Source organism: Mycobacterium sp. (genome assembly GCF_032159765.1).
In the GTDB taxonomy this organism is placed as follows: domain Bacteria; phylum Actinomycetota; class Actinomycetes; order Mycobacteriales; family Mycobacteriaceae; genus Mycobacterium.
This window is the reverse complement of record NZ_JAVHWM010000134.1, coordinates 32,306-44,986: the sequence shown is the minus strand read 5'-3', so window position 1 is coordinate 44,986 and position 12,681 is coordinate 32,306. Positions and strand designations below refer to the sequence as shown.

Sequence of the window (12,681 nt, the reverse complement as noted above, 5' to 3'; positions counted from 1 at the left end):
CGCCGACAGTGCTGCGCGCCACGGCCGTCAAGCCGTCTTGCTTCAGCGCCACCGCGGCCTCGGCGTAGGTCTTGCCGGTCATGTCGGGCGACGCATTTGCGACGCCGGCACTGAACAGAGTCATTACCGTCGCGGCAGCAGTGATGGCGCCGGTCCATACCATCCGCTTGTCAGAGAACGTCCGGTCCATGTCACGCACCAGCCTTCGTGTGCGTCGATGCCGTGCAGTCGGCAGTCACGTAGACCGTCGTGTACAGCGTCTTCTGAGTGGGGCTGTTCCGATCTTATTGAGGATGACCCGGTAGCCGCTGGATTGCATCCTGGTCACTAGGACGTCGGCTTTCTCGGTGGAGGGTGCCGATCCGGGGAATGGATTGGTTGGCGGAGTTGGTTCCCAAGCATCAGCGCGCGCTGTGCCGGCGAACCCCGTTGCCGCCGTCGCCAATCCCGAGGCGACAACGACTACCCCTGCTAAAAGTTTCAATGGATGCCTCTCGGTCGTGTGGAGCTCAATGACCGCACGGTGTCAGAATCACGCTGAGGGACGGCTGAAACCCACTGACAAATCGCTGAATCTTGCTGTTGTGTGGCTATGCATTTGCTTGAAAACGGTTGAGAACAGCGCGATTTCTGGGGGTGGCGCGAGCCAAGGGCGCCGCAAACGCGGAATCCAACCACGAAAATCATTAAGACGCAGTGAGACTCGCATCACAGTAACGCGATGCCGGTACAGCGTCATACTTTGCTTTAAGCGCCACAGCGGGCCCACAGGGGTCCTCAGCGGCTTCTTAGCGGTTGGTGTTAAGACTGGCGACGTGTTGGAAACCGCCGCAGTGCGGCAGTGGGAGCACCGAATATCTTGTCGCCGTGGTCGATTGCAGATCGCCGGAGGCTCGGTGGGCATCGAGCCCGAATCGGCGATAGCGGTCGTTTTATCGCACGCGGGCGAACGACCCTCCCCCACAACGTGATTGAGAACCCAGATGGGAGAAAAATGTCTTCAACCAAAATCTGACACGGCGCGCGCCGGGCTGTCCGATGCATCGGCACGTTACGTGATGCGCAAACTTCCGCATGTCACCGTCTTGTTCTGGGTGCTCAAGATCGCCGCGACTACCCTGGGCGAAACCGGCGGCGACCTTCTCGCCCAGACGTTGCACGTCGGCTACCTGGTCAGCACATTGATTTTCTTCGGGCTGTTCTTGGTCGCGGTGGTGTGTCAGCTCAGGGCCCGCCGCTTTCACCCGGCGATCTTTTGGACCGTGGTTGCACTCACGAGCACCGCAGGCACCACATTGTCAGACCTGATGAATCGCACCGGTGGCATCGGCTACACGCGAGGCGCGTTGTCACTTACGACCGGTCTAGCGATCGTGTTTGTCATCTGGTGGCGCAGCGGCCAAACCCTCGACGTGGAATCCGTCGCAACATTCAAGAGCGAGGGGCTCTACTGGATCGCGATCTTGTTCTCCAACAGCCTGGGTACCTCCAGTGGCGATTTCCTCGCGGACAGCCTGGGGTTGGGTTTCCGGGACAGCGCACTACTCCTGTTCGGGATCATGCTGGCCCTGCTGGCAGGCCACTACCTCACTCCGATCAACGGAATGCTGTTGTTCTGGACGGCGTTCGTGCTCACCCGCCCACTGGGTGCGACTGGAGGGGATTTCCTGAGCAAACCCCTCGACCACGGTGGCCTGGCTTGGGGGACCCTTTGGACCTCAGCGGCGCTTCTAGCCGTTCTCATCGGGCTGATCGTGTATCAAACCATTCACGTGCGTCGCCATCCCTTGGACCCAATCCTTGCCCCCGTGCACCGACGCACAGGCGAACCGCAAAGGCCCAATGGCGAACTGGTCACTGCGCAACGGACTAGCTGAGAGTCGGGCGGTGCCGGGTGATTCCGGCACCGTCCGCAGCAGCGCTGGCCGCGCAGACCCGGTGATGGCGCTGAGTCAGACTGAGCCTGCCGGCTTCACAACTCGCAGCTCGGGGAACCGGCGGCTCTGAGATCTGGGCAATGTGCTCGTCGATCGAGGCAAGTAGGACCCTCGCCTGGTCCAACGCAACACCTTCGATCTTGTCCTCTGGGGGACAGCGATGACGTGACGGTCCGCACGCGCGGACCGAAGTCCGACCGCGTTCTCTCAGCGTCCACTCAGCGAACACTGGTCAGACTGGGCTCGTGGTGCTTTCCAGAACAAACGGGGCGTTTGGCATCGCAGATGACGGCATAGCGTTGGAGGTGCTGCCCACTCCGATCACGTTGACGCTGAAAGGAATCCAATGAAGCGCGTCATTGCTGCATTGTGTGTAGGTGTGGCCCTGGTCGCGGCGCTTGCGCTGTCAGCGTGCGGGTCGCGGGATTTGTCCGTGCCGGCAGTCGGCGAAAGCTCTACGAAATCTGGCGAGCCCGAGAGTAGCCAGGTGGGAGACATCCCGGACACACAGGTCTACGTGCCATTCAGTTCGTCCACCGGGCTGTTCACCGTGTCTGTGCCCGAAGGGTGGGCTCAGTCGGCTCAGGGCGCGGCAACCGTCTTCACCGACAAACTCAACACTGTGCGTATCGAGCTGCAAATTGCCTCGGTCGCACCGACACCCGAGTCGGCTCAGCGCGATGAGGTACCGGCAATTCAATCATCCACCGGCGGGTACCAGTTCGGTCCGGTCAGGATCGTTCAACGCAAGGCCGGTGAGGCCGTGATGATCACCTATCAGGCGACCTCAGGGCCGAATGCCGTGACTGGCAAGGTCGGAGTTGACGCCGTCGAGCGGTATGAATTCTGGCGTGACGGTCACGAGGTGATCCTGACCCTGTCCGGCCCACTCGGCGCTGACAACGTCGATCCGTGGCGCACAATCACCGATTCGCTGCAGTGGCAGTAGGCGAAGCGCCACCGGCGTACGCGTTGGAGGCGCGTTCGCTATACAGGTTCTACCGCGCTGGCGACGAGGAAACACTTGCACTGCAGGGGGTTTCCTTGGCTGTCAGGCCGGGTGAATTCGTTGAAGTGTCCGGACCGTCTGGATCGGGTAAGTCAACGCTGTTGTCGTGTCTGGCCGGGATGGACAACCCAGACGGCGGCAGAGTGTGCGTAGGGGGGCAACGAATAAGTCATCGGCCAGAGCCGGAACGCGCGCGAATCCGCGGCCGCCATATCGGGATGCTGTTCCAGACCGCCAACCTGATCCAGCATCTCAACCTGGCACAGAACGTCTCACTGGTGCAGTCGCTTTCGAAGCGATCGCGCACCGATCGACCCGACGTGCTCAGGCTGGTCGGGCTGCAACACCGCAGACGCGCTTACCCAGGTCAGCTTTCGGGAGGAGAGCTCGCACTCGCCGGACTCGCGGTTGCACTGGCGAACCAGCCCACAGTGCTGCTCGCCGATGAGCCCACCGCTGAAGTGGACAGCACCGCCGAGACGCGCGTGATCGACCTGATAGTCGACGCAGCCCAACGAGGGACAGCGGTCGTCGTCGCCTGCCACAGTACGGCTGTCGCCGCTGCAGCGACCCGCACTCTCCGCCTCGATGACGGGCGGTTATCCGCGTGAGGCCCCGGGACTACGGGCCCGCACATCGCCCGGTGGTGGCTGAATGCCAAAGTGTCGGACGCACTTTCGGTTCTGGCGTCACGGAGGTGCATGCTGTCTCGGGGGTCAGCTGCCGCGTACCAGCCTCAGCGCGCATCGCGTTGACTGGGCCGTCCGGCTCCGGGAAATCTACGTTGCTGCACCTGATCTCTGGAATCGACGCGCCGACAACGGGTAGCGTGCGCTGGCCGGCGCTGACCTCTCACCCGTCACACCCCCCCAGCGGGATCGGTCTGGTGTTTCAAGGCCCGAGCCTGTTGCCCACCTTTGACGTCGTCGAGAACGTGGCACTGCCCATGTTGTTCGCCGGGTTCGTCGAGGAAACCGCTACGCAACGGGCACTGGAAGCCCTCCAGCTTGTGGGATTGCGCGACTTGGCCGCGAAACTGCCCGACGAGTTGTCCGGCGGTCAATCCCAACGGGTCGCGATAGCACGCGTCCTCGCCGCCCGGCCAGCGCTAATTCTCGCTGACGAACCTACCGGGCAGCTCGACCATGAGACCGCCCATCGAGTCCTCGTAGCCATACTGGATGCCGCGACCGCCATCGAGGCGGCGGTGATCGTCTCCACCCACGATCCATTCGTTGCCAACTTCTTCGCTGAGCGATGGACGATGTGTGACGGACGGCTTGGGCTCTCTTCGGGTGCTGGGCCGGCTGCGTCGTGATTTCGCTCTGGACCTTCGGACTCCTGCGTAGACGCTTTGGCCGGCTGGCCGCGACCGCAGCCGGAGTGGCTGCAGCCGTGGCGCTGCTCGCGTGCCTGGGCAGTTTCCTCGATAGCGCGCAGAACACCATGACTGAACGCGCAACCCGGACAGTCGTCGTCGACTGGCAGGTGGAGGTCCAACCGGGCGCCTCACTCGCGACGGTGCTCGACACTGTGCAACGGGCGCCTCATGTGCGGGCCGCGCTGCCGGTCGGTTTCGCTCGGTCGTCAGGACTCACCGCTGCGAATGATGGCATGAGCCGGATGACGGGCGCAGCAATGATTTTGGGGATTCCCCCCGACTACAACAGCGTATTCCCCGGTTCCGTTCGCACGCTGGTGGGTGCCGACCGTGGTGTTCTCGTGGCCCAACAGACGGCCGCGAACCTTGGTGTCGTGCCGGGGGACACCGTCCAGATCCAGCGAGCAGGTATGGCACCTGCGTCGGTGGTTGTCGACGGGGTCGTGGAGTTGCGTCAAGCAGACTCGCTTTTCCAGAAGGTCGGCGCACCGCGTGGCGCCCAACCGGCGGCCCCGCCCGACAATGTGCTGATCCTCGACGAAGCACAGTGGCACAACGTGTTCGACCCGTTGGCGGCACCGCACCCGGATCTCGTCAACGCCCAGATACACACGAGGATCGATCACAACCTTCCACCCGACCCGGCCGCGGCCTACACCCAAGTCACGGCCGCCGCACACAACCTAGAGGCGCAAAGCGCGGGAGCCGCACTCGTGGGTGACAACCTCGGCGCCGCGCTCGACGCCGCGCGTGGTGATGCCGCCTACGCCCGGATACTGTTCCTCTTTCTCGGGCTGCCCGCCGCAGCTTTGGCCGCCTTATTGACGGCAACCATCGTTAGCGCAGGGGCACCCAGGCGACGATTCGAGCAAGCACTGCTACGCGCGCGCGGCGCCAGCTCAGCCCAGTTGATCCGCCTCGCCACAGTCGAAGCGGCCATAGTCGGGATCCTTGGCAGCGCAGTCGGTTTGATCGCTGCCGCCGCGATCGGCTCGCTGAGTTTCGGCTCCACCAGCTTCGGAGCAAATGCCGGTGCCGCCATCGGGTGGGCAGCGGGTTCCGCCGCTGCCGGACTCGCGATCGCCGCGGCAGTCGTTTTACTGCCCGCGTGGCACGACATTCATCGCGCCACGGTCACTGAGGGGCGTGTCAGCGTTCGGAGAGATCTACCTCCGATATGGTCGCGATTCGGCCTGGACATCATTCTCTTGTGCGCCGCAGGTGTGCTGTTCTGGTCGGGTGGGCGCTCTGGGTATCAGATCGTGCTGGCTCCCGAGGGTGTCCCGTCGATATCAGTGTCCTACTGGGCATTCGCTGCACCGGCGCTACTCTGGGTCGGCGGGACGCTGTTCATCTGGCGACTTGCCGAATTGCTCCTCAGGCGCGGCCGTCCCGGCGTCGCAGTCCTGATTCGCCCCGTCGCCGGGCGGCTGTCGCGCATCCTGTCGCGCTCGCTGTCCAGGCAGCGGGCACCGCTGGCCACCGCAATCGTGCTTCTGGCCCTGGCAGCGGCGTTCGCTGCCTCCACTGCCGCCTTCACCGAAACCTACCAAGCTCAGGCCGAGGCGGACGCCAAGCTGACCAACGGTGCGGACGTGGCGGTCACCGTGAGCCCGGGGGCGCAGCTTCCGGCAGACACGATCAAACGTCTTGCTGCGCTGCCAGGTGTGCGTGCGGTCGAGCCGATCCAGCACCGGTTCGCGTACATCGGAAGTGATGTGCAGGATTTGTATGGCATCGATCCGGCGAGCATCGGCTCGGTTACCGCACTGCAGGACAGCTACTTCCAGGGAGGCTCCGCCAGCTCGTTGATGAATCGACTTGAGAACCAGCCAGATTCGATTCTGGTCAGCGCAGAAACCGTCAGCGACTTTCAGCTCGCGGTCGGTGACATGATCAATTTGCGGTTGCAGAACAGCGAGACAGGCCAGCTCGTTACGGTGCCGTTTCGCTACGTCGGAGTTGTCACCGAGTTCCCCACCGCTCCCAAGGACAGCTTCTTCGTCGCCAATGCCGGCTTCGTAGAACGACAGACACGCAGCGACGCTATCGGAACGTTCCTTGTCGACACCGGGGGACGCGATACGACCGCAGTCGCTGTTCGGGTCCGAGCTCTCCTAGGTACCTCGGCGACGGTGACGGACATCGCCGCCACCCGGGACAGAGTCGGCTCCAGCCTGACTGCGGTAAATCTTGCTGGTCTTGCCCGTGTTGAACTCGGATTCGGGCTGTGCCTGGCCGTGGCCGGAGGCGGACTGGTCCTTGGACTTGGACTTGCCGAACGCCGTCGTACCTTCGCCCTCGCCCGCGCGCTCGGCGCCACGCGCCGACAAGTACGCGCTTTCGTGGCAGCGGAGGCGTTGACGCTGATCGTGTGTGGGTTGATCGCCGGCGCAGCATTGAGTTGGGGGTTGTCGCGGATGCTCGTCGCCGTCCTCACCGGAGTTTTCGACCCGCCGCCGACCAGCCTTTCGGTCCCGTGGGGCTACCTCGTGCGAATCGGGCTCACCGCTATTGCGGCGATTGCGGGCGCATCGGCAATCACCCTTTGGCTGGCACGGCGATCGCCACCCTCTGTCTTCGGCGAACGATAACGGGGCAAAGTAATTCTCAGCGTCGCCTCAGCGTTCTGTCCCTAGGGTCGCGGCGTGACTAACACAACGACATCCGAGACCGCCGAGACCGCGCGCCTGCTACTGAGCAAGGTGCCTGAGGTCACGTTGTGGTTCTGGGTCATAAAGATCCTCTGCACGACCGTGGGTGAGAGTTTCGCCGACTGGATCAACATGAGGCTGGGCGTCGGCCTGAACCTGACAGCCGTGATTTTCACGGTTATTCTCGCCGCGGTTCTGGGATGGCAATTGAGTCTCAAACGCTACGTTCCTTTCGTCTACTGGCTGACGGTTGTCGTAGTCAGCGTGACGGGGACGCTGTACACCGACATCCTCACTGACGACCTGGGCGTGCCGCTGGCAGTGAGTACAGGCGTCTTTGCGGCGGGTCTGGCCGTCGTCTTCGGTGTCTGGTACGCCCGCGAGAAGACCCTTTCGATCCACAGCATCGTCACGCTGCCGCGAGAGTTGTTCTATTGGCTCGCAGTGTTGGTCACCTTCGCGCTGGGCACAGCGGCGGGCGACTGGACGCTGGTCCTGACGGGCTGGAGCCCTGGCATCGCAGTCTTGCTCCCAGCTGCGCTGATTGCCGCGATCGTGGTCGGCTGGCGGCTCGGCGCGAACGCCGTGCTGTCCTTCTGGCTGGCGTACATCCTTACCCGCCCGCTGGGCGCGAATCTTGGTGACTGGCTGGGGTTCTCGACGGATCAGCACGGTCTAGGCTTGGGTACCGCTCTGACGAGCGTGATCTTCCTCACCGCGATCCTCGCCACGGTGCTCTACCTGACGCGAACACGCGTCGACGTCATTGACGAACCCGAACACGCTCCAGCGCCCACGGTTGCACGGAACCTGACCCGCGAGCGGATCATGCTCGGTTACTACGCAGTGGTCGCCGCGCTTGCAGGCGCACTGCTCGTGTGGTCTTCCGGCCAGGAGCATGCGGCCCCGGCGGCTGCGGAGGAATCCGAGACGACGTCCGTCACCGGGACGGTTCCACCAGGACAGGCGACGACGAAGTTCCCGGCCGGCGAGGTCGCGAAATTCCGGACTGTCGTTCAGGACACGCTCGGGAAGGTCCAGGCGGGAGATCAAGCGGGCGCAAAGGCTCGCATCAAGGACCTCGAAACCGCCTGGGACGACGACGAGCCCACCCTCAAACCCATGGATGACGCCACCTGGACGGCCCTCGACGGTCAGATCGACACCGCACTCGAGGCTGTGCGGAAAAGCTCACCCGATCCCAATGCGCAGATACAAGCTCTCACTACACTATTGAACTCGCTGACATAGCCACTACGCCGAAGGCGCCGCGGAAACTCGGCGCCTTCGGCCATTCTCAAAGCACCGAGATCTCGTGGCCGCGGGTTCTCAGCATTTCTCAGCGTCCCTCAGCGGCTGCTCAGCGTGTTCATGCGACGATGCGCACGCAAGTCAGCAGGAGTGAAGTTCTCAATCGGCGATCGGCCGGATGTCGACATCGAAAGGCGCCGTTCGACGTCCACGGAACCCACTCCTATACGCCCGACGCGAGCGCGGGTCGGAGGGGAAGGCCGAGCATGAAGAAATACGCTGTGTTGCTTGCTGTCGTAGCAGCGATGCGCATATGGACTGCCGGCGCGGCCGGTGCAACGCCATCTCCGAATGAATGGGGCAAGAAGTATTCCGATGCGCAGTCTGACCTCTCGAAAGCGGGTTTCACGGCCGAGGTTGGCCCCGTGGTCGGCGATAGGCTTGCGCAGGCCGATTGTATCGTCGTCAATCAACGAGACGAGCCGTCAATGAGTTTCGGTACCAAGAAATATCAGACCAGTGAAGGTAAAGGTGTTGTGCTGTCGCTGAATTGCTACGGCCCCGCGTCGGTGAAATCCCCAGGCTTCTCGGGTGCGGATCGCTTCGCCCCTCCAAAGCCGTAAGTGGCGTCGATCAACCCGGGAACCGCGCGGTCGAGGCTCAGCGATTTCTCAGCGATCGGCGTGCACTCTTGGTCGCATGACCGATTCCTCGGACCAACCGCCCGATTTAGAAACCGCACCCCAGCCGCGCCCTGCCGATCCGGCACAGCCGGCCACCGATCCTCCACCGCGCGCCGCTGACACACCGCCGCCAGCGGCCGTTCAGAGTCGCACCAACCGAAAAGCAGTACTGATCGTGGGCGCAGCGGCGGCGGTCCTCGGAGCGGTGATCTTCGCGGCCGGCCTGGCGCTCGGCGTCCTCCTCGGAGGCGATGGCGAAGGGCACGGCGGCTACGAACACCACGGGGAATATTCGAGCCATGATCAGGGCGGCGAGGGCGGCGATCGCGCGGATGCCCCGGACAATCCCGATCAGCCTGCGCCGGAGAAGACGCGCGACATCGAACGTCAGCCTGGTCGGTAACCGCCGTCGTCACAGAATGGGCGTAGCTTCCTCAAAGTGCTTCAGCCGCGCTGCTGTTCGATCTCGTCAATCCCCCCGCGGAGGTGTCCTGTCTCAATTTCGGAGAGGTGATGAATTCGTAGTGGTGGGCTGGTCAAAAGTTCAGGTTTCGCAAAGCCCGCCGGTGTAATCTCCGGATCGACTGCCTTCGGCTCTTCGCGCAGGCGCTCATCGGGCCTTGTGCTCTTCGCGCAAGCGCTCATCGACGTCGGGGACGAGACACCACCAGGAAACGGAGCCGGCCATGGCGGCGGAATTTCAGGGCAAGATCGAAGTCGACATCAGGGATTCCGAGCCGGACTGGGGGCCCTTCGCAGCTCCGACCGCCCCCGACGGCGCGCCCAATGTGCTCTACATCGTCTGGGACGACACCGGCATCGCCACATGGGATTGCTTCGGGGGACTCGTCGAGATGCCGACGATGAGCCGGATCGCCGAGCGGGGGGTGCGGCTTTCCCAGTTCCACACCACGGCACTGTGTTCGCCGACGCGGGCGTCGCTGCTGACCGGGCGCAACGCGACGACCGTCGGCATGGCCACGATCGAAGAGTTCACTGACGGATTTCCGAACTGCAGCGGCCGGATACCGTCCGACACCGCGCTGCTGTCGGAGGTGCTCGCCGAGCAGGGGTGGAACACCTACTGCGTCGGCAAGTGGCATCTCACGCCGTTGGAGGAGTCCAACCTCGCCGCCACCAAACGGCACTGGCCGCTGTCACGCGGGTTCGAGCGGTTCTACGGGTTCATGGGCGGCGAGACGGACCAGTGGTATCCGGACCTCGTTTACGACAACCATCCCGTGACGCCGCCGGCAACGCCTGAGGACGGCTATCACCTCTCCAAGGACATCGCCGACAAGGCGATCGAGTTCATCCGCGACGCGAAGGTGATCGCCCCGGACAAGCCGTGGTTCTCCTACGTCTGCCCGGGCGCTGGCCACGCGCCGCATCACGTCTTCAAAGAGTGGGCCGACAAATACGCAGGCCGCTTCGACATGGGCTACGAGCGCTATCGCGAGATCGTCCTGGAGAACCAGAAGAAGCTTGGCATCGTGCCGCCCGACACCGAGTTGTCGCCCGTCAACCCGTATCTGGACGTGAAGGGCCCCAACGGCGAGCCATGGCCGCTGCAAGACACTGTGCGGCCGTGGGATTCGCTGAATGACGAGGAGAAGCGCCTTTTCGCGCGGATGGCCGAAGTGTTCGCCGGGTTCCTCAGCTACACCGACGCCCAGCTTGGCCGCGTCCTCGACTATCTCGAGGAGTCGGGCCAACTCGACAACACGATCATCGTCGTGATCTCCGACAACGGTGCCAGCGGTGAGGGTGGCCCGAACGGCTCGGTCAACGAGGTGAAATTCTTCAACGGTTACATCGACACGGTCGAAGACAGCCTGCGGTTCTACGACAATCTGGGTGGCACCGAGACTTACAACCACTACCCGATCGGCTGGGCGATGGCGTTCAACACGCCCTACAAGCTCTACAAGAGGTACGCCTCGCATGAGGGCGGGATCGCTGACACCGCAATCATCAGCTGGCCCAACGGAATTTCCGCACACGGCGAGGTGCGCGACAACTATGTCAGCGTCAGCGACATCACACCGACGGTTTACGACCTGCTGGGCATCACCCCGCCGGACGCCGTCAAAGGCATCCCGCAGAATTCCCTTGACGGCGTGAGTTTCAAAGCGGCCCTTGAGGATCCGACCGCTAACACCGGCAAGGAGACGCAGTTCTACACAATGCTGGGCACCCGAGGTATCTGGCACCAGGGCTGGTTCGCCAACACCGTCCACGCCGCGACGCCATCGGGCTGGTCGCATTTCGACAAGGACCGCTGGGAGCTCTTCCACATCGAGGCCGACCGAAGCCAGTGCCACGACCTGGCCGAGCAGGAACCCGGCAGGCTCGACGAGATGAAGAAGCTCTGGTTCTCAGAGGCGGCCAAGTACAACGGGCTTCCGTTGGCCGACTTGAACATCCTCGAAACGCTCACCCGGTTCCGGCCCTATCTCGTCGGCGAGCGGAAGTCGTTCGTCTACTACCCGGACACCGCCGAGGTGGGCATCGGTGCGGCCGTCGAGCCTCGCGGACAGACATTTTCGGTGCTGGGCGAGCTCACCCTCGACACCACTGGCGCCGAGGGCGTGATCTTCAAGCAGGGCGGCGCCCACGGCGGGCATGTGCTGTTCGTCCAGGACGGGCGGCTGCATTACGTCTACAACTTCATGGGCGAGGACGAGCAGAAGGTGTCATCGTCCGGCGCCGTCCCGTTGGGCCAGCACGTCCTGGGAGTACGGTTCACCAACACCGGAACCGTCGAGGGCAGCCACACCCCACTCGGGGATGTGACGCTGTACATCGACGACGCCGCCGTCGGCACCGCGTCGGGCGTGAAAACGCACCCAGGAACATTCGGGCTCGCGGGTGCGAGCCTGTCCGTCGGGCGCAACGCCGGTTCTGCCGTATCGAGCTCGTTCAAGGCGCCGTACGCCTTCACCGGCGGCACGATCAAGCAGGTGGTCGTCGACATCTCGGGGCAGCCGTACCAGGATGTCGAAAAGGAGCTAGCGCTGGCCTTCGCGAAGGATTGATCGATAGGGTTGTATGCAATGAGTCATCGACGCATGGCGATCGGAATTGCTTGCGCGCTAGTAGGTTTGGTGTCTGGATGCGGTGAGTCGAACGACGGTGCGGCCGCCCGGTCGAAAGACTCGACGACGACGCCATCGACGAGCGCGTCGACGACGTCCACCACCGCAACAGCGAGCATGTCGACGATCGGCGTCGTCGAGACAACGCGCAAACCCCTTGAGCCGAAGGCGAAGACGTGTGATCCACTGCCGCTCGGGCCGGCGGCTGGCACACAACATGTTTCGTTCGTCCAAGGCGGGAGCCCGGGTACGCCAATCGTCGACATCGTCGCGCGTGACACGTGGAAGTTCGCTGTCGCGCAAGGCAACCCGGTGATGGCGGGCACCGGGCCCGACGGATTGACCGGCTCGTTGACGGTGACGCCGACCGATCTTGGGCCCGCGGAAGCGTTCGACAAGTACGCCGATGACATCGCCAAGAAGGCCCCTATCTCGGCCATCAACCTCCGCCCGGCCGAACTCTGCGGCTACAGCGGCCAGGAGTTGTTCGGCACCCTGTCGGGCGGGGCGGAACCACCCGTCGAATTCTCGGATCGCATCGCCCACATCTGGACGAACACCGCGACGTACCTTGCGGCGATTCATGTGCAGGGCCCGAAGGACGCACCGGGATTCGACGTTGCCAAAGACACGATGATGAGTGACTTCGCGGTCGTCATACCCTGAAG

Annotated in this window: 10 protein-coding genes; all 10 read left to right on the top strand. The window is 63.5% G+C overall.

The window, feature by feature from the left end; translation table 11 throughout:
* Window positions 1-1,058 precede the first annotated feature (1,058 nt).
* The 10 genes from QOH60_RS15360 (at window position 1,059) to QOH60_RS15315 (ending at window position 12,679) form a co-directional block, all read left to right on the top strand.
* Entirely contained in the window at window positions 1,059-1,877 is an 819-nt protein-coding gene (locus QOH60_RS15360; RefSeq protein ID WP_526421796.1) for a COG4705 family protein, read from the top strand.
* A 547-nt stretch (window positions 1,878-2,424) separates the two neighbouring features.
* Window positions 2,425-2,886, top strand: coding sequence for a hypothetical protein (locus QOH60_RS15355; RefSeq protein WP_526421794.1), 462 nt, complete (start codon window positions 2,425-2,427; stop codon window positions 2,884-2,886).
* The gene (locus QOH60_RS15350) at window positions 2,850-3,557 is read left to right on the top strand and encodes an ABC transporter ATP-binding protein (RefSeq protein ID WP_526421792.1); all 708 of its coding nucleotides are present in this window, start codon (window positions 2,850-2,852) and stop codon (window positions 3,555-3,557) included. Before QOH60_RS15355 ends, QOH60_RS15350 begins: the two co-directional genes overlap by 37 nt.
* Window positions 3,554-4,264, top strand: a complete 711-nt coding sequence (locus tag QOH60_RS15345; RefSeq protein WP_526421790.1) for an ABC transporter ATP-binding protein — start codon at window positions 3,554-3,556, stop codon at window positions 4,262-4,264. The genes QOH60_RS15350 and QOH60_RS15345 overlap by 4 nt, the downstream gene beginning before the upstream one ends.
* Entirely contained in the window at window positions 4,261-6,921 is a 2,661-nt protein-coding gene (locus QOH60_RS15340) for an ABC transporter permease (protein ID WP_526421788.1), read from the top strand. The genes QOH60_RS15345 and QOH60_RS15340 overlap by 4 nt, the downstream gene beginning before the upstream one ends.
* 54 nt (window positions 6,922-6,975) lie before the next feature.
* The gene (locus QOH60_RS15335; RefSeq protein WP_526421786.1) at window positions 6,976-8,232 is read left to right on the top strand and encodes a COG4705 family protein; all 1,257 of its coding nucleotides are present in this window, start codon (window positions 6,976-6,978) and stop codon (window positions 8,230-8,232) included.
* 266 nt (window positions 8,233-8,498) lie between these two features.
* Window positions 8,499-8,855, top strand: a complete 357-nt coding sequence (locus tag QOH60_RS15330; protein ID WP_526421784.1) for a hypothetical protein — start codon at window positions 8,499-8,501, stop codon at window positions 8,853-8,855.
* Between the two features lie 76 nt (window positions 8,856-8,931).
* Window positions 8,932-9,318, top strand: coding sequence for a hypothetical protein (locus QOH60_RS15325; RefSeq protein WP_526421782.1), 387 nt, complete (start codon window positions 8,932-8,934; stop codon window positions 9,316-9,318).
* 283 nt (window positions 9,319-9,601) lie between these two features.
* Window positions 9,602-11,953: an arylsulfatase gene (locus QOH60_RS15320; protein ID WP_526421780.1), complete on the top strand. Its 2,352-nt coding sequence runs from the start codon at window positions 9,602-9,604 to the stop codon at window positions 11,951-11,953.
* A gap of 69 nt (window positions 11,954-12,022) precedes the next feature.
* Window positions 12,023-12,679 (top strand): hypothetical protein, encoded by a 657-nt coding sequence (locus tag QOH60_RS15315; protein WP_526421778.1) that lies wholly within the window; start codon window positions 12,023-12,025, stop codon window positions 12,677-12,679.
* Window positions 12,680-12,681 lie beyond the last annotated feature (2 nt).